21 protein-coding genes are annotated in these 22,089 nt (G+C 73.4%); 18 read left to right on the top strand and 3 right to left on the bottom strand.

Features of this window, described 5'->3' with window-relative positions:
* The first annotated feature begins 129 nt into the window (after window positions 1-129).
* From ACLJTM_RS33520 to ACLJTM_RS33500, 5 genes are all read left to right on the top strand, one after another.
* Window positions 130-807 carry a ScbR family autoregulator-binding transcription factor gene (locus ACLJTM_RS33520; RefSeq protein WP_411107594.1) on the top strand — a complete coding sequence of 226 codons (678 nt, stop codon included), beginning with the start codon at window positions 130-132 and terminating at the stop codon, window positions 805-807.
* A 215-nt stretch (window positions 808-1,022) separates the two neighbouring features.
* Complete coding sequence (locus tag ACLJTM_RS33515) at window positions 1,023-1,229, top strand: acyl-CoA carboxylase subunit epsilon (protein WP_411107593.1); 207 nt, start codon at window positions 1,023-1,025, stop codon at window positions 1,227-1,229.
* A gap of 126 nt (window positions 1,230-1,355) precedes the next feature.
* Window positions 1,356-2,948 carry an acyl-CoA carboxylase subunit beta gene (locus ACLJTM_RS33510; protein WP_411107592.1) on the top strand — a complete coding sequence of 531 codons (1,593 nt, stop codon included), beginning with the start codon at window positions 1,356-1,358 and terminating at the stop codon, window positions 2,946-2,948.
* Between the two features lie 11 nt (window positions 2,949-2,959).
* On the top strand, window positions 2,960-3,577 hold the full coding sequence (locus ACLJTM_RS33505; protein WP_411107591.1) for a ScbR family autoregulator-binding transcription factor: 618 nt from the start codon (window positions 2,960-2,962) through the stop codon (window positions 3,575-3,577).
* 505 nt (window positions 3,578-4,082) lie between these two features.
* Window positions 4,083-4,943, top strand: coding sequence for an AfsR/SARP family transcriptional regulator (locus tag ACLJTM_RS33500; RefSeq protein WP_411107589.1), 861 nt, complete (start codon window positions 4,083-4,085; stop codon window positions 4,941-4,943).
* A gap of 252 nt (window positions 4,944-5,195) precedes the next feature.
* On the opposite strand, the gene ACLJTM_RS33495 is transcribed toward ACLJTM_RS33500, so the two are convergent.
* Together ACLJTM_RS33495 and ACLJTM_RS33490 are read right to left on the bottom strand one after the other, a co-directional pair.
* The gene (locus ACLJTM_RS33495; RefSeq protein WP_411107588.1) at window positions 5,196-6,224 is read right to left on the bottom strand and encodes an AfsR/SARP family transcriptional regulator; all 1,029 of its coding nucleotides are present in this window, start codon (window positions 6,222-6,224) and stop codon (window positions 5,196-5,198) included.
* 209 nt (window positions 6,225-6,433) lie between these two features.
* Complete coding sequence (locus ACLJTM_RS33490) at window positions 6,434-6,787, bottom strand: hypothetical protein (RefSeq protein ID WP_411107587.1); 354 nt, start codon at window positions 6,785-6,787, stop codon at window positions 6,434-6,436.
* Between the two features lie 343 nt (window positions 6,788-7,130).
* Between ACLJTM_RS33490 and ACLJTM_RS33485 the strand changes: the two genes are divergently transcribed.
* From ACLJTM_RS33485 to ACLJTM_RS33450, 8 genes are all read left to right on the top strand, one after another.
* The gene (locus ACLJTM_RS33485) at window positions 7,131-7,952 is read left to right on the top strand and encodes an AfsR/SARP family transcriptional regulator (protein WP_411107586.1); all 822 of its coding nucleotides are present in this window, start codon (window positions 7,131-7,133) and stop codon (window positions 7,950-7,952) included.
* A 101-nt stretch (window positions 7,953-8,053) separates the two neighbouring features.
* The gene (locus ACLJTM_RS33480) at window positions 8,054-8,851 is read left to right on the top strand and encodes a thioesterase II family protein (protein ID WP_411107585.1); all 798 of its coding nucleotides are present in this window, start codon (window positions 8,054-8,056) and stop codon (window positions 8,849-8,851) included.
* Window positions 8,852-9,408: 557 nt separating this feature from the next.
* Window positions 9,409-10,353 (top strand): aromatase/cyclase, encoded by a 945-nt coding sequence (locus tag ACLJTM_RS33475; RefSeq protein WP_411107584.1) that lies wholly within the window; start codon window positions 9,409-9,411, stop codon window positions 10,351-10,353.
* Window positions 10,350-12,266: an acyl-CoA dehydrogenase gene (locus tag ACLJTM_RS33470; RefSeq protein WP_411107583.1), complete on the top strand. Its 1,917-nt coding sequence runs from the start codon at window positions 10,350-10,352 to the stop codon at window positions 12,264-12,266. Before ACLJTM_RS33475 ends, ACLJTM_RS33470 begins: the two co-directional genes overlap by 4 nt.
* A 76-nt stretch (window positions 12,267-12,342) precedes the next feature.
* Complete coding sequence (locus ACLJTM_RS33465) at window positions 12,343-13,152, top strand: 4'-phosphopantetheinyl transferase family protein (protein ID WP_411107582.1); 810 nt, start codon at window positions 12,343-12,345, stop codon at window positions 13,150-13,152.
* Between the two features lie 303 nt (window positions 13,153-13,455).
* Window positions 13,456-15,018, top strand: coding sequence for a condensation domain-containing protein (locus ACLJTM_RS33460; RefSeq protein ID WP_411107581.1), 1,563 nt, complete (start codon window positions 13,456-13,458; stop codon window positions 15,016-15,018).
* Window positions 15,019-15,022: 4 nt separating this feature from the next.
* Window positions 15,023-15,193, top strand: a complete 171-nt coding sequence (locus ACLJTM_RS33455; protein ID WP_411107580.1) for a hypothetical protein — start codon at window positions 15,023-15,025, stop codon at window positions 15,191-15,193.
* 2 nt (window positions 15,194-15,195) lie between these two features.
* Window positions 15,196-15,957, top strand: coding sequence for a pyridoxamine 5'-phosphate oxidase family protein (locus tag ACLJTM_RS33450; protein WP_411107579.1), 762 nt, complete (start codon window positions 15,196-15,198; stop codon window positions 15,955-15,957).
* Window positions 15,958-16,029: 72 nt separating this feature from the next.
* On the opposite strand, the gene ACLJTM_RS33445 is transcribed toward ACLJTM_RS33450, so the two are convergent.
* Complete coding sequence (locus ACLJTM_RS33445; RefSeq protein WP_411107578.1) at window positions 16,030-16,569, bottom strand: nuclear transport factor 2 family protein; 540 nt, start codon at window positions 16,567-16,569, stop codon at window positions 16,030-16,032.
* 166 nt (window positions 16,570-16,735) lie between these two features.
* On the opposite strand from ACLJTM_RS33445, the gene ACLJTM_RS33440 reads away from it, so the two are divergent.
* The 5 genes from ACLJTM_RS33440 (at window position 16,736) to ACLJTM_RS33420 (ending at window position 22,036) form a co-directional block, all read left to right on the top strand.
* Window positions 16,736-18,208, top strand: a complete 1,473-nt coding sequence (locus tag ACLJTM_RS33440; protein ID WP_411107577.1) for an FAD-dependent monooxygenase — start codon at window positions 16,736-16,738, stop codon at window positions 18,206-18,208.
* Window positions 18,209-18,256: 48 nt separating this feature from the next.
* Entirely contained in the window at window positions 18,257-18,949 is a 693-nt protein-coding gene (locus ACLJTM_RS33435) for an antibiotic biosynthesis monooxygenase (RefSeq protein ID WP_411107576.1), read from the top strand.
* 278 nt (window positions 18,950-19,227) lie between these two features.
* Window positions 19,228-19,557, top strand: coding sequence for a TcmI family type II polyketide cyclase (locus ACLJTM_RS33430; RefSeq protein WP_411107575.1), 330 nt, complete (start codon window positions 19,228-19,230; stop codon window positions 19,555-19,557).
* Complete coding sequence (locus ACLJTM_RS33425) at window positions 19,554-20,825, top strand: beta-ketoacyl-[acyl-carrier-protein] synthase family protein (protein ID WP_411107574.1); 1,272 nt, start codon at window positions 19,554-19,556, stop codon at window positions 20,823-20,825. Before ACLJTM_RS33430 ends, ACLJTM_RS33425 begins: the two co-directional genes overlap by 4 nt.
* Window positions 20,822-22,036 (top strand): ketosynthase chain-length factor, encoded by a 1,215-nt coding sequence (locus ACLJTM_RS33420; protein WP_411107573.1) that lies wholly within the window; start codon window positions 20,822-20,824, stop codon window positions 22,034-22,036. The genes ACLJTM_RS33425 and ACLJTM_RS33420 overlap by 4 nt, the downstream gene beginning before the upstream one ends.
* Window positions 22,037-22,089: the final 53 nt, after the last annotated feature.

Genomic DNA, 22,089 nt, shown 5'->3' with positions numbered 1-22,089 from the left:
GCGCTCTGGGATGCCCGACTTTTGACACGCGCACGACCACCCTGCAAAAATACGGACCAACTGGTTTTGTTTCCAGGGGGGGCCAGCCATTTCTTCGTAATGCTCACGGCAACGACCTCTGGAGGCATCGTGGCGCGACAGGAGCGCGCGATCCGCACCAAGCTGGCCATTCTGAACGCGGCGGCATCGGTGTTCGACGAACGCGGCTACGAGGCCGCCACCATCGGCGAGGTCCTGACCCGGGCTGGCGTCACCAAGGGAGCGCTCTACTTCCACTTCCCGTCCAAACAGGCGCTGGCCGAGGGTGTGCTGCGTCAGCAGTTCGCGACCGTGGCCGTGGCGCCCAGTCGCTGCAAGCTCCAAGAACTGGTGGACACCGGGCTGGTGGTCGCCTACCAGATGCGGCGGAACCCGATGGTCAGCGCCGTGGCGCGGCTCTCCCTCGAACAGGACATGCGGGCGGTCTTCGGAACCACGGCCCTCACCGAGTGGATCAAGGCGACCGAGTACGTGCTGACCCAGGCCAAAGAGCAGGGTGAACTGCTGCCGCATGTGGAACCCGCCGAGAGCGCATGGCTCTTCTCGGGCGCCTGGACGGGCGTGCAGATCTACTCGCAGATGCTCTCGGACCGCAAGGACCTGGAGGAGCGCGTCGTCTCACTCTTCGAGCACCTGCTGCCCAGCATCGCCGTGCCCGCCGTGCTGAACAGCCTTGTCGTCTCCGCCGAACGGGCTGTGCAGCTCGGCGAGGAGAGCGAACGCCTCACCGCTGAACGGGACGCGGCCGAGACGGACCCGGCCGCCTGAGCCCGACGCGTGGCGCCCCGCCCGTCCGGCTGATGCGCCGCGCCCGGGGCCCGGCGGGCTTCGGGCGCCGCGCGGCGGGACGGGGCGGCAGGGCGTGAACGAGGACTCCGCGGCCCGTCGGCCGCGGAGTCCCGCCGTATTCCCCTCCCAGCACTTCTCCAGCGGCTCTTGAGTCGGTTGGCCGACGGTGGGCACAGGCCTGAGGAGGTGCGGGAATGAGCGATGCGGACACCGGGATGCTCGCGCTGCGTATCGAGCGCGGCCGGGCCGAGGATGACGAACTGGCTGCGGTCACCGTCGTGCTGTGCTCGCTGCTCGCCGCACGGGGAGCCGATGAGGACGACGGGGAACTGCCCGGCAGTCCATCGTGGCGCCCCGAGCGGTCTGCCGCGGCATACCGCTCCCCGTACAGCTGGCAGTAAGGCCGGCAACAGCGCCAGTTCCATGGCTGATTCGTGTGCGCGCCATGCTCCCGTCTATACAAACCGCGCCGACGGTTTGTTACGGTGAGGTCGTCGGTCGGGCCGCACCTTGAGGAGGGACGTGTCATGACAGTGGTGAAGGACATTCCTCGGGCTTCCGTGAAGGCCGCGGACACGCACGGACGGGTGGCAGAGCTGCACGCGGTCCGCGCCCAGGCCCTTGCGGGGCCGAGCGACCGGGCGACCGAGGCGCAGCACGCCAAGGGCAAGCTGACGGCGCGCGAGCGCATCGCGCTGCTGCTCGACGAGGGCTCGTTCAGCGAGGTCGAGCAGCTGCGCCGGCACCGGGCGACCGGTTTCGGGCTGGAGGACAAGAGGCCCTACACGGACGGTGTGATCACCGGGTGGGGCACGGTCGAGGGCCGGACGGTCTTCGTGTACGCGCACGATTTCCGGATCTTCGGCGGGGCGCTGGGCGAGGCCCACGCGACGAAGATCCACAAGATCATGGACATGGCCATCGCGGCCGGTGCGCCGCTGGTCTCGCTGAACGACGGTGCGGGCGCCCGCATCCAGGAGGGCGTGTCCGCCCTGGCGGGCTACGGCGGCATCTTCCAGCGCAACACCCGGGCTTCGGGGGTGATCCCGCAGATCTCGGTCATGCTGGGCCCGTGCGCCGGCGGCGCCGCGTACTCCCCGGCGCTGACGGACTTCGTGTTCATGGTCCGCGACACCTCGCAGATGTTCATCACCGGGCCGGACGTGGTCCGTGCGGTGACGGGTGAGGAGATCACCCAGAACGGCCTCGGCGGCGCGGACGTGCACGCCGAGACCTCCGGTGTCGCGCACTTCGCGTACGACGACGAGGAGACCTGCCTCGCCGAGGTCCGCTACCTGCTGTCGATGCTCCCGCAGAACAACCGCGAGTACCCGCCGTGCACGCCGTGCACCGACCCCCAGACCCGGCGCTCGGACGTGCTGCTGGACCTGGTGCCGGCGGACGGCAACCGCCCGTACGACATGCTGAAGGTCATCGAGGAGCTCCTGGACGACGGGGACTGCCTGGAGGTCCACGAGCGCTGGGCCCGCAACATCATCTGCGCCCTGGGCCGGCTCAACGGCCAGGTGGTCGCGGTCGTCGCCAACCAGCCGTCCGCGCTCGCGGGCGTCCTGGACATCCACGCCTCGGAGAAGGCGGCGCGCTTCGTCCAGCTCTGCGACGCCTTCAACATCCCGATCATCACCCTGCTGGACGTCCCCGGCTTCCTGCCCGGCGTCGACCAGGAGCACGGCGGCATCATCCGCCACGGCGCCAAACTGCTCTACGCCTACTGCAACGCCACCGTCCCGCGGATCTCCCTGATCCTGCGCAAGGCCTACGGCGGCGCGTACATCGTCATGGACTCCCAGTCCATCGGCGCCGACCTCACCTACGCCTGGCCCACCAACGAGATCGCCGTCATGGGCGCCGAGGGCGCCGCCAACGTGATCTTCCGCAAGCAGATCGCGGACGCCGACGACCCGGAGGCCATGCGTACGCGCATGGTCAAGGAGTACAAGGCCGAACTCATGCACCCGTACTACGCGGCCGAGCGCGGCCTCGTCGACGACGTCATCGACCCCGCCGAGACCCGCGAGGTGCTCATCAGCGCCCTCGCGATGCTCCGCACCAAACATGCCGACGTGCCCTCTCGCAAGCACGGCAACCCACCGCAGTAACGGAGCACTTGATGGCCAAGCAGGAACGCGCGGTGCGCACCCGGGAAACCCTGATCAGGTGTGCGGCCGAGATTTTCGACCGCGAGGGTTTCACGGTGGCGTCGCTCACCACGATCAGCACGCAGGCCGGGGTGAGCAACGGCGCACTGCACTTCCACTTCGCCTCGAAGGCCGCACTGGCGGACGCGGTGGAGGACGCGGCGCTGGTGCGCCTGCGGGCCGTCGGTGAGCATGTGCGGCAGGCGGAGAGCGGCCTGCAGCAACTGGTCGACGCGACCCACGGGCTCACCCGCGGGTTGCGCGAGGACGTGGTGCTGCGGGCCGGTTTCGTGCTCAGCGGGGACACGGCCCGCCCGCCCCAGACCGATCTGCGGCTGCACTGGCAGAGCTGGGTCGAGGGGGCCATCGCGCGGGCCGGCGGCGCGGACGAACTGCGCCCGGGCGTCGGCCTCGGGAGCGCCTCGGCGGCCGTGGTGGCCGCCACGGTGGGCTTCGAGGTGCTGTGCGCCCGCGATGCCCGCTGGATCGCCCCGGAGACGGTCACCCAGTTCTGGCAGCTGCTTCTGCCCTCGCTCGCCGCGCCGGGGCTCCTCGGCGCCCTCCAGGCGTCGGGGACCATCCTCGCCTGAAACAGCCCGACCGGTCTCTTTTCGGCCCTCCTGGGGCCCTCAGGGCCTGCCCCGGCCCCTTCAGGGCCTGTCCCGGCCCGTCCCGGCCCCCCTACGGCCCCTCACGGCTGCTCACGGCCCCAGCGGCCCTTGTGCCCCTTGCGGCCCGCCCGGAGATCACTCGCCGGGCGGGCCCTCGTGCTGCCCCGGTACGCCCGCCCTCGCGGCGCCGGGGCGTTCGTCTGCCGGGGCTCAGGAGAATCCGGCCAACTCATGGCGATTTTCCTTCGGTTGCTGGTGTTCATGACGCCCGGAAATGGATCGTGGCCAGCGCAATCGTCCCCACCGGGACGGGGCGGAAGTGGCCGCCGGGGAGTGCTCTTGGCCGAAATTAACCCGCCTGGTGTTGACAAACCGACTGTGCTGTTTTTTTATCAAGTGGTCCGGTGTAGCTGCGCACCGGGCCCTGGCGGTCGGAAACGCGTAGGCCGGGAACCGGCCTCCGGGCTGAACTTTGGGGGAGAACGTGGACATCGAAGTGCTGGGTGCGCTGTCGGTGCGCGAGAACGGGGTGTCGATCACTCCGACGGCGCCGAAGCCGAGACATGTGCTGGCCCTGCTCGCGCTCCACGCCGACCAGGTGGTCCCCGTGGCCGTCCTGATCGAGGAGCTCTGGGGCCAGACCCCGCCGCGCAGCGCCCGCACCACGCTGCAGACCTACATCCTTCAGCTGCGCGAACTCATCGCCGGGGCGCTCAGCCGCGACGAGAACGAGCGCTGCAGCGCCAAGGACATCCTGGCCACCCTCCCCGGCGGCTACCGCCTGGAGACCCGGGGCGGCACGGTCGACTACCGGGAGTTCGAACGCCGCGCGGGGGCCGGCTACCGGGCCATGGACGCCGAGGACTACAACGGGGCGGCCCGGCGCCTGGCGGACGCGCTCTCGCTGTGGACCGGACCCGCGCTGACCGACGTACAGCCGGGCAGCCGCATCGACATGGAGGCCAAGCGGCTGGAGGAGGCCCGGCTGTGCGCGCTCGACCAGCGCATCGAGGCGGACCTGCGGCTGGGGCGCCACCGGGAGCTGCTGTCGGAGCTGACGGTCCTGGTCAACCAGTTCCGGATGCACGAGAGCCTGCACGGCCAGTTCATGCTGGCCCTGCACCGCTCGGGCCGCCGCGGCGAGGCGCTCAACGTCTACCAGCGGCTGCGCACGACGCTCGTGTCGGAACTGGGCCTGGAGCCGTCCGCGGCGCTCAGCAGGCTGCAGCGCTCGATCCTGATGGCCCACCCGGAGACCGCGGCGCCGGCCGGCGCGGTGGCGGCCGGTACGGCTGCGGCAGCGGCCGCGGCGTCCGGCGGGCGGCTCGTCGCCCGGGTGAACTGACCCGGCCCACCGGGTCGGGACGACTGCGGCCCGACGGCCTCCTGGCGCACACCCTTCCTCCTGGACCTGCCCGACGGCAGGGCGGAGGGAGGGTGTTCTGCTGCTGCGGGCCGCCCGACCCCGCCCCCCGCGCCCGGGCGGTCCGGTCGGGCGCTTCGGTCGGGAGCTCCGGTCGGGCGCTCCGATCGGGCTGTCCGGTCGGGCGGTCCCGTCGGGCGCTCCGATCGGGCGGTCCGGTCGGGCGGGCGCTTGCTAGAGTCCCGCCGCGCGGGCGGTGGTGAGCCGGTCGAACCGGCTGACCAGCTCCCGCTGTTCGCGCGAGAGCCGCTCCACGTGGCGCCGCAGCCGGACGATCTCCTCCCGCAGCAGGCGGACGCCCGCTTCCCCCGCGTCGGCGCCGGGCAAGCCCCCGGCGTCCACGGCGTCGAGGACGTCCAGGCCGGGACCGGACCCCCACGGCGACCGCCCGGCGTCCGCGGCCGGTTCGGCCGCGGACCGGGCCTCGCGCACGGCGTCCGGATCGTGGTGGTGGAGGATCGCCTCCATCCGGCCGCGCAGCACGGGCCCCGGCTCCAGGCCGAGGTCGTACACCAGCCGGCGGCGCGCCCGGTCGTAGACGCCGAGGGCCTCCGCCTGCCGGCCGCTGCGGTAGAGCGCGGTCATCAGCAGTTCGTAGAACCGCTCCCGCAGCGGGTGGCGGATGGTCAGCTCTTCCAGTTCGCCGGTGATCTCACCGAACCGGCCCGCGCGCAGGCAGACTTCGAAGAGGGTCTCCAGGGTGACGAGCCTGCCCTCTTCCAGCAGCGAGGCCTCGGCGGAGCAGATCGTCCCGTGCTCGCTGCCCTCCAGTGCCGGACCGCGCCACAGCGCCAGCGCCTCGCGCAGTACGTCGGCGGAGCGGGCGGGGTCGGTGGCGGCCAGCGCGCTGCCCTCGGCGGTCAGCAGGCGGAAGCGCTCGGCGTCGGTCCGCGAGCGGCCCAGGCGCAGGACGTAGCCCAGCGGGCGGGTCACCAGCCACTCGTGATGCGCTTCGCCCGAACCGGGCGCGGAGACCGGCAGCAGCCGGCGCAGCCGCGCCACGTGGGCCTGGAGGGCGTTGGCGGCATTGGCGGGCGGGTGTTCGCCCCACAGCTCGTCGACGAGCCGGTCCGCGGAAACGACCTGTCCGGCCTTCACGACGAGTGCGCCCAGCAGGGCGCGCTGTTTGGCGCCCGTCGGCACGATCCGCACATTGCTGCGCTCGTCGTAGATCTGGACGGGGCCAAGAATGCGAAACTCCATCTCATCCTCGCACGGGACATTCGACGAGTCTGCGGCCGGAGATCCGTACTCGGCATTCCCCCCGAATAGCCGCGGGTCTTTCCTCCCGTATACGACAGTAGCCGCCCCCCCGAGCGCGGCGGGATTTTCACCAGCGACTCACAGGGCGTTGTGGAAGGTTTCTCAAGTACGGGATCGGGGGCCGGGTCGAGTACGGGATGGGGGCGGGGTCAGGGACGGCGTCCGGACAGCTCCGGAAAGCCGACCTGCACGCCGCGCCCGTGCCAGGCCCCCAGCAGCCCGAGCAGGGTCTTGGGGTCCGGAAGTCCCGGCAGGTCCGCGGCTGCGCTCAGGCAGCCGAGCGGTCCGCGGGCCGCCGGGCCGGCGGCGTCGGGCCGGTCCGGCTCCCCACACACCACCGGCTCCACCGCCCTCACCGGGCGCAGCGCGACCGAGACCGGCGACGGCACGGGAACGGCCGCACCGGCAGCCCCCGTCGCCTCCGCCGCCCCGGCCGCCTCCGCCGGATCCCCGGCCCGTACGCACCCCGCCGCCTGCACCTTCGTGTTCCGCGTGCCGTACACCCCGCCACCCCCTGCGACCGGGACCGCCGCCCGGTCAGGCGGCCGTCACGAAGGGGCGAGGCTAACAGCGCACCTTCGCGGGGAAAAGGATTTTCCCCGCGCGGCACCGGTCCGCACAGTTTTCGTCAGCAGTTTGTCAGCGGCCCGTCAGCACCGTTTCGGGCGGTTTCTTGGAAGGCCGCTCAAGACGGGGTCGATTTTCGGATGTGGGCGGATCGCCGGAAGATATGGTGCCCCTCGTCTGCGGTCGACGGCGATGACAAAAAAGGCCGGAAGGCGACAGTATCGAAAGCCTCGGAACCGGCTCGGAAACGACGGCGGCCGGCAAGGCGCGGAGGGAATTATGAAGATAAAAGTCCTGGGTCCGTTGAATGCCGAAGTCAACGGGGTGTCGATCGTCCCCACGGCCGGCAAGCCGCGCCAGATCCTGGCGCTGCTCGCCCTCTACCCGGGTCGGGTCGTGCCCGTACCCACGCTCATGGAGGAGATCTGGGGCACCGACCTGCCGCAGAGCGCACTGACCACCCTTCAGACGTACATCCTGCAGCTGCGCCGCCGCCTGGGCACCGCCATGGGCCCGGACACCCCCGGCACGGCCAAGGACGTGCTCGTCACCCGGTACGGGGGCTACCTGCTGCAGGTCCCCACCGAAGCGGTCGACGTCCACACCTACGAGCGCCTGGTGGCCGAGGGCCAGCAGGCCTTCGAGGACGGCGAGGACGGGCAGGCGGCCAAGTGCCTGCGCGAGGCACTCGACCTGTGGGAGGGGCCCGCCCTGGTCGACGTCCGCGTGGGCCCGATCCTCGACATCGAGGTGATGCGCCTGGAGGAGAGCCGGCTCGTGGCCCGGGAGCGCCGGATCGACGCCGACCTGCGGCTGGGCCGGCACGTCGAGCTCATCGCCGAGCTCACCGACGTGATCGCCCGTCACCCCCAGCACGAGGGGCTGCACTCGCAGGCGATGGTCGCGCTCTACCGCTCCGGCCGGCAGGCTTCCGCGCTCGACGTCTACCGGCGGCTGCGCCAGCGGCTGATCGAGGACCTCGGGGTGGAGCCCTCGCCGCAGCTGCAGCGGCTGCACCAGGCGATGCTCGCGGTCGACCCGCGCCTCGACGTGATCTCGGGGCCGCGGCGCACCTCGACCTTCGACCTGTACGCGGCCTGAGTCCAGTGGTGCTCAAGGCGGGCGGGTGAGGCTCGGGCTGCGACTACTGTGCCGCGCGGCCGCCGTGCCGTGCGCACAGCTTCCCAGGAGGAGAGCGGCGGATGACTTCCCCGGCGGAGCTCGACGAGACGGTACGGGTGACGGGCGCCCGGGAGGCGGTGGAGCCGGCGGACCGGCGGGTCAGGCTCCACTGCCTCGCCCACGCGGGCGCGGGCGTGTCCAGTTACCGCCGCTGGCCCGCCGCGGTCGGTGACGCCGTCGACGTGGTCCCGCTGCCGTTGCCCGGCCGGGAGCACCGCCGTCGCGAGCCGCGCGTCACGGACCGGGCCGCCCTCCTGGACGACCTCCTCGGGCCCCTGCTCAAGGCCGCCGAGGAGGGCCCGTACGCGCTGTACGGGCACAGCCTGGGCGCGCTCGTCGTCTACACGCTGACCCGGGCGCTGGCGGACGCCGGCGCCCCGCCGCCGCTGTTCCTCGCGGTGGGCGCCTGCCTCCCGCCGCACGCGACGACCGCGCTGATCGGCGCGGCGGACCTGCCCGACGAGGAACTGCTGCCGCTCCTCGGCGACCTGGGCTCCCTGCCGCAGGGCCCCGTCGCGGACCCCGGCGGACTGTGGCGGCGCAGCGTCCTGCCCGTGCTGCGCGATGACCTGCGGCTGGCCAAGGCCCTGCGGCAGGCGGCGCTGGACCCCGCGACCGGGGGCCCCGTCGACGTCCCCCTGCTGGCCTTCGCGGGCAGCGACGATCCGCTGGCCGTGCCGGCGGCGCTGCGGGAGTGGCGGCAGTGGACCACCGGGCGGATCGAGGCGCGTACGGTCGCCGGCGACCACTTCTTCGCGGGGGACGAGGCCCTGCCGCGGCTGATCGGCGAAGCCTGCCGGGAGCGCGTCCTGCCCTGACGGGCCCCGGGCCCTGCCCGGGGCAGGGGCCCGTCCGCCGCGGGTACGAGCCGTTCCGGGTCTCCCGGGGCGGCTCGTCGGCGTGCCCGGCCCGGGCCGGCAGGGCAGCCCCGAGCCGCCCACCGGCACGGGGGTGGCCTGGTGGACGGCTGGGGCCCGGGTGGGTCCGTACCGGTCCGGGCGGTCTCACCGGCCGGCGGCGGAACTCCCCGCGCGCCGAGTCTGGGGGCCGCGGGTGGAGGGCCGCTGGAGCCCGCCGCCGCCCTCCCGCACCCCCGCGCATCCTCCGGCCGCCCGGTGGCCTGGGGCTGCGTCCCCGGGCGCCCTGCGACCGGGGCAGCCGGTTCGAGGTCCGGTCAGGCTGGGCTCCAGCACCGGGCGAGCGGACCACGAGCCGTTCCGGACAGGCTCGTGGACACGGCCATCGAGCGCAGGACCGTCGGCAATGCCTGCCGGTTCCGGTGTGAGCGGCACCGGTACGGGCGGCATCGGGCCGGCCGCGGGCGGACACCCGGCCGGCACGGCGGCGCCGCTTCGAATGATGAAGGGTGTGGAAGATGTCGGACGCGCGAGTGCACCACACGGTCCACGAGGCAACCGCGGCGGCTCCCGCCGGGGTGCTCTACGGGCTGATCGCCGACGCCACGCAGTGGCCGCTGTTCTTCCAGCCCTGCGTGCACGTCGAGCAGTTGGACTTCGACGGGACGCGGGAACGGCTGCGGATGTGGGCCACCGCGAACGGAAAGATCAAGTCCTGGGTCACCAGCCGCCGCCTGGACGTCGAGCGGATGCGCGTGGAGTTCACCCAGGACGTGCCCGCCGCCCCGACCGACTCCATGAGCGGCGTCTGGACGGTGGAGTCCCTGGGCGACCGCTCCAGGGTGACCCTGGAGCACACGTTCACCGTCCCCGGGGACGATCCCGCCGACGTGGCGTGGGTCAAGGAGGCGATCCGGGCCAACAGCCGGGCGCAGCTGCGCCAGCTGACGGCCCCGTGGGCGCAGTTGGGCGAGCTCGTGCTGTCCTTCGAGGACACCGTGCGGATCAACGCCCCCGCCGAGCTGATCTTCGACTTCCTGTACCGGGCCGCGGACTGGCCCGGCGCGCTTCCCCACGTACGGGAGCTGGAGCTGACGGAGGAGCAGCCGGGCGTCCAGGTGATGCGCATGGGGAGCCTGTCCATCGACGGCAGCGCGCACAGCACCGAGTCGGTGCGCATCTGCTTCCCGGCCGCCGGCCGGATCGTCTACAAGCAGACGGAGACCTCTCCGCTGCTGGCCGCGCACACCGGCGAGTGGTCGGTCGAACCCGACGAGTCGGGCGTCGATGTCACGGCCCGGCACCAGGTGCTGCTGCGCGCGGAGGCCATCGAGCAGGTGCTGGGCGAGGGCACGGACACGGCGGCCGCCGGACGGCACGTGCGCGACGCCCTCGGCCAGGCCGGGCTGTCCGTCCTGCGGCACGCCGCCCAGCACGCCGCCGGCGCGGTCCGGGTCCTGTGACCACGGTCCTGAGCACGGTCGCGGATGCCGGCGCGGCCGCGGACGCCGGCGCGGTCGGGGGCCCCGGCGCGGGCGCGCGCCCACCGGCGGCCCCGGCCGCCGCCGCGGCGGGCGCGGTCGCGCAGGCGGCCCCCCGCGGGCCCCGCACCGCCCCGGCCGCCGCCCCGGCGGCCCCGCAGGCCCCCGTACGGGACACCCGCGCACCCGTACGGGACATCCGTGAACCCGAGCGCGCCGCCCGCCTGGAGGCGCTGCTCGGGGATCCCTACGATCCGGGCAACCCGCACGGGCACCTGGCGCTGCTCCGGGCCGACGAGGCCCGCGAGATGCCCGCGGCCACCGAGGAGCTGCTGACCCGGACCGGGCTCGCTGCCGAATTCGTACCCCGGGACCTCGGCGGGCGGCTGACGGACCTGGAGGAGCTGGCCCGGGTGCTGCGGCCGCTGTTCCGCCGCGATCTCTCGCTCGGCTTCGGCTTCGGCCTGAGTTCCCTGTTCGCCGCCTCCTCCGTGTGGACCGCCGGTGACGTGCGCCAGCGCCGGGAGCTGGCCGGCCTGCTGCTCGGCGGCGGCCGGGTGACGATCGTGCACCGGGAGCTGGCGCACGCCAACAGCGTGCTGCGCGACGAGTTCCGGGCCGTCGCGGCGCCCGGCGGCGGGTTCGTGGTGGACGGGCGCAAGGCGGTCGTCATCCATGCCGACCGGGCCGATGCGTTCGTCATGTACGCGCGGACGGGCGAGGGCGGCCCGGCAAGCCATTCCGTCCTGCTGCTGGGCCCGCAGGGGCCCGCCTCCGGCGAGGTCCGCCGTCTGGCGCGCGTGGAGCTGCCGGGGATGCGCGGGGTGCGCTTCTCCGGTCTCGAACTGGCGGGTGCGGCCCTGCCGGAGAGCGCGCTCGTCGGCGCCCGGGGCGCCGGCGTGCCGCTGGCGCTGCGCAGTTTCCAGATCAGCCACTGCCTGGTGCCCGGCACGGTGCTCGCGGGTGTGGACAGCGTGCTGCGCCAGGCGGTGCGCGCCGCCACCGAGGGCCGCCCGGACGGGCAGCCGGCCCGACGCTGGCGCAAGGTGCTCGCCGGGGTCTTCGCGGACCTGCTGGCCTGCGACAGCATGGCCGTGACGGGGCTGCGCGCGCTGAGCCTGCTGCCCCAGGACGCGTACCTGCTGGCGGCCGCCGTCAAGTACACGATGCCGGACATGCTGCGGGAGAACCTGGAGGAACTGGCCACGGTGCTCGGCGGCCGGGGGTACGACCGGGGGCCGGTGTACGGCGGTTTCCAGAAACTCGTACGGGACCTGCCGGTGGCGGGGCTCGGACACGCCGGGACGGCCGTGTGCCAGGCGGTGCTGGTGCCCCAACTGCCGGTGCTGGCACGCACGGCGTGGTTCCGCACCCAGGAGCCGCCCCCGGAGCTGTTCCGGCCGGGGGCGCCGCTGCCGCCCTTCGACCACGCCGGGCTGGCCCTGTCCGGCAGGGACGACCTGCTGACGGCGACGCTGCTGGGCGCCGCGGGCCGGCTGGACGCGGCGCGCGGCCCCGAGGGGGGCGTGCGGGCGGCGCTCGCGGACCTGGCGCAGACCTTCGTCGGGGAGCTGCGGGTGCTGCGCACCCGTTGCGCGGCGCTGGGCGACACCGCCACGGGCTTCAGCCCGCAGGCCTGTGCGCTGGCCGACCGCTACGCCCTGGTGCTGGCCGCGGCGGCCGTCCTCGGCGTCTGGGAGGGGCAGGCCGACAGCGGCTCCTTCCTGGAGGACCCGGCCTGGGCCGTGCTCGCGCTCGGCCGGATCGGCCGCAGGCTCGGCGCCTCGGTGGCGGAGGTGCCCGCCGGGGTCGTGGAACCGGTCCTGGAGGAGGTGCTGGGCCGCTGCCGCGAGGGGCGCAGCCTGGATCTGTACGGGACGGGGCTCGCGGGCTGACACCCGCGGCCCCGTCCCGTTGCCGCCCGTCCCCGTCTGGGGGCGGGCGGTTCTGACTACATGCAGGGAGACGACGATGGACCAGGTCAGATGTGCCGATCCCGTCCACGTGTCGCGGCCGGCCGGTCCGTGGCACGGGGTGCGCGAGAATCTGGCGGAGTTCGGCAACGCGGTCGTCCACACGACGTGGAGCGAGTGGCTGCCCAGTGTGCTGACCACGCCCCGGCTGCGGGAACTGCTCGGCGGGGACTGGGACCGCTACGAGCGCACCCCCGACGCGACGGTGCGCTACCGCTTCGCGGCGGCCCGGCTGCTCATCAAGTACACGGCCGCGGCCGCCCTGGGGACCCCGCCCGAGGACCTGGACCTGGCCTACCGGCTGGGCGGGCGCCCGTACCTGCGCGGCTTCGACCAGATCGACCTGAGCCTGTCCCACACCGGGGACCTGATGGCGGTCGGGCTGAGCCGCACCGGCCGGATCGGGGTGGACGTGGAGCCGGCGGACCGGTCGGTGCGCCTGGAGCTGCTGGAGAACCAGATCCTGACCCGGGCCGAGGCCGAGGAGATCGCCGGGCTGCCGGAGGAGGAGCGGATCGCGCACGCGCTGCGGCTGTGGACGCTGAAGGAGGCCTACAGCAAGGCGCTCGGCCAGGGACTGCGGCTCGGGTTCCGGGAGTTCGGGTTCAGCAAGGGGGGTCTGCTGCTCGCCCCGGACGGCAGTGAGGCGACCCGCGGCGAGTGGGGCTTCGCCACGCATGCGGTGCTGGGCCGCTACCTGCTCAGCGTGGCCTGCCACGACGCGGGGCTCGGCTCCTCGGGGGACACCTGCGCGGGGACCATGCTCGACCGCGGCTTCCTGTCGGCGATGAGCGGGACGGGAGCCTGAACGGGACGGGACGCCGACGCGCAGGGGGAGGCTGAACGGGACGGGACGCGCAGGGCGCGCCCGCCGAACGACCCGCCCCGATGCAGCCCGTCCCGCCCCGCCCCGCCCCTCTCCGGCCGTCCGCGAGGTGCCCTCCACCGGATCTCCATCCGTGTCAGCCCCGTGTCAGCGGCGTGACAGCGGGCTGTTTCACGGTGGCCCGGGAGCAGCGCGCCCTCGGGGCGCCCGAGCGGCGCCGCTCCCCGGGTTCCGGCTGGTCCGGGCCCGTACGGGAGCATCCGGGGGCCAGAAGGAGGGCGTGCCATGGCGAGGCCGGACCGACCGCGCCCGGCGCACGGGCGCCGGGGCCGCAGGGCCCCCGTCCGCCGCTCCGCCGTGCCCGCCCACCCGCCGGAGCCGTCCGCGGCGGCGGGCCGGCTGCTGGGCGACCCGCTGCTCGAATCCCTGTCGGGGCGCGGCGGCGGCCGGCACGTGGAGCAGCTGTCCTGGCGCTGGCGGGGACCGCTGGACACCGGCCGGTTCACCGCGGCCTGGCAGGCGGTCGTGGACCGGGAGACGGTGCTGCGGGCCGCCGTGGAGCACGGCCCGCGGCCGCGCGTCGTCCTGCACGAGCACGCCTGCGCCGAGGTGGTGCGGCACCCGGCGGGCACGGTCGACTGGGACGAGCTGCTGGAACGGGACCGGCTGCGCGGCTTCGACCTGCGCAGCCCCGGCCCGCTGCGGGTCACCCTCGTCGACGATCCGGCGCACCGGCCCGGGGCCCGGCCGGGTCCGGGGCAGGGGGCCGCCGCGGACGTGACGCGGGTGCTGGTCACCTTCCACCACGGACTGCTCGACGCCTGGAGCGTGTTCGTGCTCCTGGACGAGTTCTACCGGGCCTACCTGGCGGGCGGCGCCCTGGCCGGCGGCGAGCGGCGCCCCGACATCCGGGACTGGGCGGGCTGGCTGGACCGTCAGGACACCGGTCCCGCCCGGGAGTTCTGGACCCGTGCCCTGCCCGAGGGCGCGCCCGTGGTGCTGCCCGCGCTGCCCGGGCCCGATACCCAGGAGAGCGGCTGCGGCCGTGCCGAGGCGCGGCTGAGCGCCGTCGAGGCGGACCGGCTGCACCGCTGGGCCGCCGCCCAGGCCGTGCCCGACTCCAGTGCGCTGCAGGCCGTGTGGGCGCTGCTGCTGTACCGGGCCGCGGAGGTCACCGGGCCCGCGCTGGTGGGGTTCGGCGTCACCGTCTCGGGGCGGGGCATCGCCCTGGACGCGGTCGAGCGGCTGCCGGGGCCGATGCGCAGCTGTCTGCCGATGGCCCTGCGGGTCGATCCGGGGCACGCACTCGGCCGTCTGCTGAGGACCCTGCGCGACCGGGCGCTGGACATGGCTCCCTACGAGTGGGTGACGTCGGGTCAGATCCACGAGTGGACCGGGCGTTCCGCGGACGGGCGGCTGCTGGACAGCCTGGTCGCCGTCGAGACCGCGCCGCGTGCGCCCGCGGAGCTGAAGGCGCGGCTGGCCGCCGACGGCATCCGGGTGGACCCGCTGCGCGCGAGCGGCGCGCACACCGTCTTCCCGGTGGCGCTGCTGGCGCACTGCGGCAGCGACGGCACCCTGACGCTGGCCGCCGTGCACGACCGCGCCCGGATCTCCGGCGCCGACGCGCGGCGGCTGGTCGGGCACTGCGCCCGGCTGCTGCGCGCCCTGCCGGCCGCGGGAGAGGAGACGACCGTGGCCCAGGTGCTGGCGCTGCTCGCCGACGACGAGCCGCCGCGCATCGCCCGGCGGGACCGGCCGTCCGCCGGGGGCGGGGGCGGCGAGGAGCTCAGCCGGGCCGCGACCGGCGGCCGATCCGTCGTCGAGCGGACCACGAGCCAACCTTGACACCGTGGGCCGACCGACCGTGAAGGAGGCGCCCGTGTACGGCATCAGTGAAGAGTTCCAGGAGGTCGAAATGATCGCGTTCGGAATGGTTCCGGTCCGGGTCGCGCCTCCGCTCCGGCTCGCCGGAGCGGACGAGGACGAGGCCGACTTCACGATCGTGCGGGGCATCGACTAGCCATGCCGTACGAGACCTCCGCGCCCTCACTCGCCGGCCGCCGCTGGGAGCTCCCCCCACTCCCCCAGCTGCCCCCGCCGCGGCCCGCCGCCCGCCGGGCGGCGCCGGCCCGTACGCGGGCGGCGCACCTGCGCCGGGCGGTGTGGCGCGCGGTCTGCGGCCCGGTCGGGCCGGGCCGCCGCACCGCCTCCCGTACGGACTCCCCTACGGGCCCGCGTACGGACTCCCGTACCGGCCCGCGTACGGACTCCCGTACCGGCCGCGGCGCCGGGCGGCCCGCCGCGGCGGCCACCCGCTCCCCGTCCCCCGGCACCACGCTCCAGCGGAAGAAGGATCCACACACGATGTCGCTGTCCGAACAGGGTTCCGCCGCACCGACGGTGTCGGCCGGCGCAGGGACCTTCCTGAACGACCCCCGCCACGTCGGCGCGCTCACCACGGTCCGCCCCGACGGGACGCTGCACACGGCGCCCGTACGGTTCACCTGGGACGCGGCGGCCGGCCTGGTGCGGGTCATGACGGTCGCCTCCTCGCGCAAGGCGCGGAACCTGCTGGCGGACCCGGGCGGCCGGGTCGCACTGTGCCAGGTGGACGGCTTCACCTGGGTGACCCTGGAGGGCCGGGGCACGGTGGTGACGGACCCGGCGCGGATCGCGGACGGCGCGAAGCGCTACGCCAAGCGGTACTGGTCGGCGCCGCCGGACCCGCCGGGCCGGGTGGTCATCGAGATCGAGGTCGACCGGGTGCTCAGCCTCAACGTCTGATCCCCCGCAGTCTTGACGCGCGCGGCGGCGCCGGGGTCCTCCCCGGCGCCGCCGCGCTTCGTGCTGTGGGGCTCAGGCGGCCGGCGGCGGGTTGCCGTCCGCCCACAGCAGCCGGAAGGACAGCAGGTTCAGCCGCCAGCCCTGCGGGGTGCGCCGGGCCTCGCCGTCGACGAAGGTGCCGGTGGCGAAGAGCGGCGGCAGTTCGCCCTGCGGGCGGGCGTGCCGCGCGTGGTGCACGTGCGTGGAGATCAGGTTGGCGCGCAGCACGGCGCGGTCGCCGTCGAGGGTCACCAGGGGCGCGGAGCCGTGGTGCTGGGTGCGCGCGAAGGCCGCGAGGGCGGAGTCGTGGTACTCGACCATGCCTTCGATGCCCTCGTGCCGGCTCATCGGGAACGCGACCACCGCGTCCGGGGTGAACAGGTCCGCCGCCCAGGCGTCGTCCAGTTTCTCTGCATCGATGCTGTCGAGGGACAGGAGGTAGTGGGCGAGCAGGTCCGCGACCTGAGCCCGTGCTTCGGTGGCGGATTCCGCGCCGGACCCGCCGGCGGATTCCGTCGGGGCGGCAGCTTGTGATTCGATGGTGGATTCGTCCGTAATTCGGGTGGAGTTCATGACTGATAATGCCGTCGCGCCTCCCTGCCTGGGCAAGTCCGCTTGTCAAAGATCTGACGTACCCGACGCTTTTCTGTCATTGCTTGTCCAAGGCCTGTACTGAACCCTATTTACGACCCGGGCAAGCCCTCGCAATACTGGCCGAACACCAGCGGGAAGAGGGCAGATGGACACCTTTGATGCAGACGTCATCGTCGTGGGAGCCGGTCCCACCGGACTTATGCTCGCAGGCGAATTGAGGCTCAATGGAGTCTCGGTGACGGTCCTTGACAAACTCACCGAACCCATTCAGCAGTCCCGTGCTCTCGGTTTCTCGGCGCGCACCATCGAGGAATTCTCGCAGCGCGGACTGATCCCCCGGTTCGGCGAGGTCGGAGTCATTCCGTTCGGCCACTTCGGGGGCGTACCGCTCGACTACCAGGTGCTGGAGGGCGGCTCTTACGGCGCCCGCGGCATTCCGCAGGCACGCACCGAGGGCATCCTCGGCGGCTGGGCCCGCGAGCTGGGTGCCGAGGTGCGCCGGGGCGTCGAGGTCACCGGCCTGGAGCCGGACGAGGACGGTGTGACGGTCCTCGCCGACACCGCGGACGGCCCGGTGCGCCTGCGTGCCCGCCACGTGGTCGGCACCGACGGCGCCCGCAGCGCCGTCCGCAAGATCGCCGGGATCGACTTCCCCGGTACCGAGGCCACCCTCGAACTGCGCTTCGCCGACGTCACCGGGATCCAGCTGCGCCCCCGCTTCAGCGGCGAGCGCGTCCCCGGCGGCATGGTCATGGTCATCCCGATGGGCCCCGAGCGCAGCCGCATCATCTACTTCGACCGCAACGAGCCCCTGCGGACCAGCCCGGACCCGATCACCTTCGAGGAGGTCGCCGAGGCCTTCCAGCGGCTGTCGGGCGAGGACATCAGCGGCGCCACGCCGCTGTGGGTCAGCTCGACCACCGACGTCAGCCGCCAGGCCGCCGCGTACCGCAAGGGGCGGATCTTCCTGGCCGGCGACGCCGCGCACATCCACCTGCCGATCGGTGCGCAGGGCATGAGCGCGGGCGTGCAGGACGCGGTCAACCTCGGCTGGAAGCTGGCCCTGGACATCAAGGGCCAGGCCCCCGAGGGACTGCTCGACACCTACCACGCGGAACGCCACCCGGTCGGCGCCCGCATCCTGACCAACACCCTCGCCCAGCGCACCCTCTACCTGGGCGGCGACGAGCTCAACCCGATGCGCGAGGTCTTCACCGAGCTGGTGGAGAACCACGAGTCGGTGCGCCGCCACCTGGTCGGCATGGTCACCGGCCTCGACATCCGCCACGACCTCGGCGAGGGCGACCACCCGCTGCTGGGCCGGCGCCTGCCGGACCGGGACCTGGTGGTCGACGGCGAGAAGACCTCCAGCTTCGCGCTGCTGCACGGCGGGCGCGCCGTGCTCCTCGCCCTCGGCGGCGACGACGGCCTGCGCGAGGCGGCCGCCGGCTGGTCCGACCGCGTCGACGTGGTCACCGCCGACCAGGTCGACTGCGACGCCCCCGTGGACGGCATCCTGCTGCGCCCCGACGGCTACGTCGCCTGGGTCGCCCCTGCCGGCTCCGGTTCCGCAGGCCTGCACGACACCCTCACCCGCTGGTTCGGTCCCGCCAACTGAGCGCGATCCGCCCCGCTCACGTCCGTACTCAAAGGAAGCGAAGGAACCATGCCCACCATCTCCCTCGAGGACAAGCACCTCACCGTCCTCAACCTCTTCACCACCGACGCTCCTGAGAAGCAGGAAAGCCTGATCCGGGAGATGCGCAAGATCGTCGACGCGGCGACCTACGAGGGCTGGATGTCCAGCACCGTGCACGCGGGCGTCGACAGCCCGGGCACCGCCAACTTCATCCAGTGGCGCAGCGGCGAGGACCTCGAAAAGCGCTACTCCGCCGACGAGTTCAAGCACCGCACCCTCCCGGTCTTCGGCGAGATCACCACCTCGATCCGCCTCCTGCAGAACGAGGTCGCCTACGCCCTGCCCGGCCCGGGCTCCGACACCATCGAGATCGGCCCGCACCTGGGCGTCTACACCTCGATCACCGTGTACGGCGTCGAGGCCGAGAACCAGGACGAGCTGATCGACGCCCTCGGCGCCGGCCAGGCCGGCATCGTGGACGCGCCGGCTTTCCGCGCCCACGTCGTCCTCAAGGGCCTGCGCGCCCGCGGCCTGGAGGGCTCCTTCGTCGTCTCCTACTTCCAGTGGGACACCAAGGAGGCCTACGAGGCCCACCGCGACCAGGACGCCCAGACCTGGCCGATCGGCCGCCAGAAGGCCCAGGCCCGCATCGACGCCGTCGCCACCTCCGTGGACGGCAACACCTACAACGTGGTGCACACGCGCGCTGCGGGCGAGTGATCCGCCGCGCCCGCCAGGGCGCGGCCGGCTCCACACCCCCCGGACGCCCGGTTCCCCGTGCGGGGACCGGGCGTCCGGTGCACTGCCCGCTGCCGCGGGCGCGAACACTGCCCGCTGCCGCGGGCGCACACACGGCTCCGGTGGAACTCAGGCATCCCCCGTGCGGGGCGCTATCGCCGGGCCGCACCGTCGAGGGCGACGGCGCACCAATCCAGCCGCCGCGCAGACCACGCCTGCTGCGCGAACCCTCCCACGCAACCGCTGAGGAGCTCAACCGTATGCACAGCACCCTGATCGTCGCCCGGATGGCAGCCACTCAGGCCGATGACGTGGCCAAGCTGTTCTCCGCATTCGACGCGACGGACATGCCCCAGCGCATGGGAACGCGGCGCCGCCAGCTGTTCTCGTACCGGGGCCTGTACTTCCACCTCCAGGACTTCGACGAGGACAACGGCGGTGAACTGATCGAGGCCGCCAAGGGCGACCCCCGCTTCGTCGGGATCAGCGAGGACCTGAAGCCGTTCATCGAGGCCTACGACCCGAAGACCTGGCGGTCCCCGGCCGATGCCATGGCCACCCGCTTCTACAACTGGGAGGGTTCCGCGTGACCCGGCGACGTGTTGTCATCACCGGGATCGAGGTGATCGCCCCCGGCGGGGTCGGCAAGGAGAACTTCTGGAACCTGCTGAGCGAGGGCCGTACGGCCACGCGCGGGATCACCTTCTTCGATCCCACGCAGTTCCGCTCGCGGGTCGCCGCCGAGGTCGACTTCGACCCGTACGCGCACGGCCTGACCCCCCAGGAGGTCCGCCGCCTGGACCGGGCCGCGCAGTTCGCCGTGGTCGCCTCGCGCGGCGCGGTCGCCGACAGCGGCATCGAGCTGGGCGGGATCGACCCGCACCGCATCGGCGTCACCGTCGGCAGTGCGGTGGGCGCCACGATGGGCCTCGACGAGGAGTACCGGGTCGTCAGCGACGGCGGCCGCCTGGACCTGGTCGACCACACCTACGCGGTCCCGCACCTCTACAACCACATGGTGCCCAGCTCTTTCGCCACCGAGGTCGCCTGGGCCGTCGGCGCCGAAGGGCCCAGCACCGTGGTCTCCACCGGCTGCACCTCCGGCATCGACTCGGTCGGCTACGCCGTCGAACTCGTCCGCGAGGGCTCGGCGGACGTCGTCATCGCCGGCTCCTCGGACGCCCCGATCTCGCCGATCACGATGGCCTGCTTCGACGCCATCAAGGCCACCACGCCGCGCTACGACGACCCCGAGCACGCCTCCCGCCCGTTCGACGGCACCCGCAACGGGTTCGTCCTCGGCGAGGGCACCGCCTTCTTCGTCCTGGAGGAGCTGGAGAGCGCGAAGAAGCGCGGCGCGCACATCTACGCCGAGATCGCCGGCTACGCCACGCGCAGCAACGCCTACCACATGACGGGTCTGCGCCCCGACGGCCTGGAGATGGCCGAGGCCATCAACCTCGCCCTCGGTGAGGCGCGCCTGAACCCCGAGGCGATCGACTACATCAACGCGCACGGCTCGGGCACCAAGCAGAACGACCGGCACGAGACGGCCGCCTTCAAGCGCAGCCTCGGCGAGCACGCGTACCGCACCCCGGTCAGCTCCATCAAGTCGATGGTCGGGCACTCGCTCGGCGCGATCGGCTCCATCGAGATCGCCGCGTCGGCGCTGGCCATGGAGTACGACGTCGTACCCCCCACGGCCAACCTGCACACCCCCGACCCGGAGTGCGACCTCGACTACGTCCCCGTCACCGCACGCGACCAGCTGGTCGACGCGGTCCTCACGGTCGGCAGCGGATTCGGCGGCTTCCAGAGCGCCATGGTGCTGGCCAGCCCTGAAAGGAGCCTCGTATGACCACGTCGGTGGTGGTCACCGGTCTCGGCGTCGCCTCCCCCAACGGGCTCGGCACCGAGGACTACTGGTCGGCGACGGTCGGCGGGAAGAACGGCATCGGCCGGATCACCCGCTTCGACCCGTCCGCCTACCCGGCCCGCCTGGCGGGCGAGGTGCCCGGCTTCCAGGCCGAGGAGCACCTGCCCAGCCGTCTGCTGCCGCAGACCGACCGGGTCACCCGGCTCGCGCTGGTGGCGACCGACTGGGCGCTGGCGGACGCGGGCGTCGACCCGAAGGAGCTGCCCGACTTCGACATGGGCGTCATCACGGCCAGCGCCGCGGGCGGCTTCGAGTTCGGCCAGGGCGAGCTGCAGAGCCTGTGGAGCCGCGGCAGCCAGTACGTGTCGGCGTACCAGTCCTTCGCCTGGTTCTACGCCGTCAACAGCGGCCAGATCTCGATCCGCAACGGCATGAAGGGCCCGGCCGGGGTCGTCGTCAGCGAGCAGGCCGGCGGCCTCGACGCCGTCGCCCACGCCCGCCGGCAGATCCGCAAGGGCACCGCGCTGATCGTCTCCGGCGGCGTGGACGCCTCCATCTGCCCCTGGGGCTGGGTGGCGCAGCTGTCGACCGGGAAGCTCAGCACCAGCGACGAGCCCTCCCGCGCCTACCTGCCCTTCGACCGCGACGCGCGGGGCTACGTGCCCGGCGAGGGCGGCGCGATCCTCATCGTCGAGGACGCGGAGGCGGCCCGGGCGCGCGGTGCGCACATCTACGGCGAGATCGCCGGCTATGGCTCGACGATGGACCCGCGTCCCGGCAGCGGCCGTGAGCCGGGCCTGGGCAAGGCCATCCGGATCGCCCTCGCCGACGCGGGCGCCGAAGCCGGCGACGTGGACGTGGTCTTCGCCGACGGCGCCGGGGACCCTGCCCTGGACCGCGAGGAGGCGGCCGCGATCAGCGGGGTCTTCGGAGACCGCGCCGTACCGGTGACCGTCCCCAAGACGATGACGGGCCGCCTCTACTCGGGGGCCGCGTCGCTGGACCTGGCGGCGGCCTTCCTGTCGATCCGCGACGGCGTCATCCCGCCGACCGTGCACACCCAGCCGTGCCCGGACTACCCGCTCGACCTGGTCGTCGGCCAGCCGCGGCAGGCGCCGGTGCGCTCCGCGCTGGTCCTGGCCCGCGGCAACGGCGGCTTCAACTCCGCGATGGTCGTGCGCGCCGCCCGATAGCGCCGCGCCGTACGCCCCCCCTGACACCCCACCACGCAAGGAAAGGGCTTCCA

The sequence above is a fragment of the Streptomyces sp. cmx-4-9 genome (assembly GCF_046548835.1).
Classification (GTDB): Bacteria; Actinomycetota; Actinomycetes; order Streptomycetales; family Streptomycetaceae; genus Streptomyces.
This window is presented reverse-complemented; position numbering and strand designations above follow the sequence as displayed.

Excerpts from the sequence above, each read along its gene's own strand:
- ACLJTM_RS33440 (WP_411107577.1), top strand. The coding sequence starts at position 16,736 with ATGGACACCTTTGATGCAGACGTCATCGTCGTGGGAGCCGGTCCCACC.
- ACLJTM_RS33480 (WP_411107585.1), top strand. The coding sequence starts at position 8,054 with ATGACTTCCCCGGCGGAGCTCGACGAGACGGTACGGGTGACGGGCGCC.
- ACLJTM_RS33505 (WP_411107591.1), top strand. The coding sequence starts at position 2,960 with ATGGCCAAGCAGGAACGCGCGGTGCGCACCCGGGAAACCCTGATCAGG.
- ACLJTM_RS33510 (WP_411107592.1), top strand. The coding sequence starts at position 1,356 with ATGACAGTGGTGAAGGACATTCCTCGGGCTTCCGTGAAGGCCGCGGAC.
- ACLJTM_RS33485 (WP_411107586.1), top strand. The coding sequence starts at position 7,131 with ATGAAGATAAAAGTCCTGGGTCCGTTGAATGCCGAAGTCAACGGGGTG.
- ACLJTM_RS33460 (WP_411107581.1), top strand. The coding sequence starts at position 13,456 with ATGGCGAGGCCGGACCGACCGCGCCCGGCGCACGGGCGCCGGGGCCGC.
- ACLJTM_RS33430 (WP_411107575.1), top strand. The coding sequence starts at position 19,228 with ATGCACAGCACCCTGATCGTCGCCCGGATGGCAGCCACTCAGGCCGAT.
- ACLJTM_RS33445 (WP_411107578.1), bottom strand. The coding sequence starts at position 16,569 with ATGAACTCCACCCGAATTACGGACGAATCCACCATCGAATCACAAGCT.
- ACLJTM_RS33435 (WP_411107576.1), top strand. The coding sequence starts at position 18,257 with ATGCCCACCATCTCCCTCGAGGACAAGCACCTCACCGTCCTCAACCTC.
- ACLJTM_RS33495 (WP_411107588.1), bottom strand. The coding sequence starts at position 6,224 with ATGGAGTTTCGCATTCTTGGCCCCGTCCAGATCTACGACGAGCGCAGC.
- ACLJTM_RS33475 (WP_411107584.1), top strand. The coding sequence starts at position 9,409 with ATGTCGGACGCGCGAGTGCACCACACGGTCCACGAGGCAACCGCGGCG.
- ACLJTM_RS33465 (WP_411107582.1), top strand. The coding sequence starts at position 12,343 with ATGGACCAGGTCAGATGTGCCGATCCCGTCCACGTGTCGCGGCCGGCC.
- ACLJTM_RS33515 (WP_411107593.1), top strand. The coding sequence starts at position 1,023 with ATGAGCGATGCGGACACCGGGATGCTCGCGCTGCGTATCGAGCGCGGC.
- ACLJTM_RS33450 (WP_411107579.1), top strand. The coding sequence starts at position 15,196 with ATGCCGTACGAGACCTCCGCGCCCTCACTCGCCGGCCGCCGCTGGGAG.
- ACLJTM_RS33420 (WP_411107573.1), top strand. The coding sequence starts at position 20,822 with ATGACCACGTCGGTGGTGGTCACCGGTCTCGGCGTCGCCTCCCCCAAC.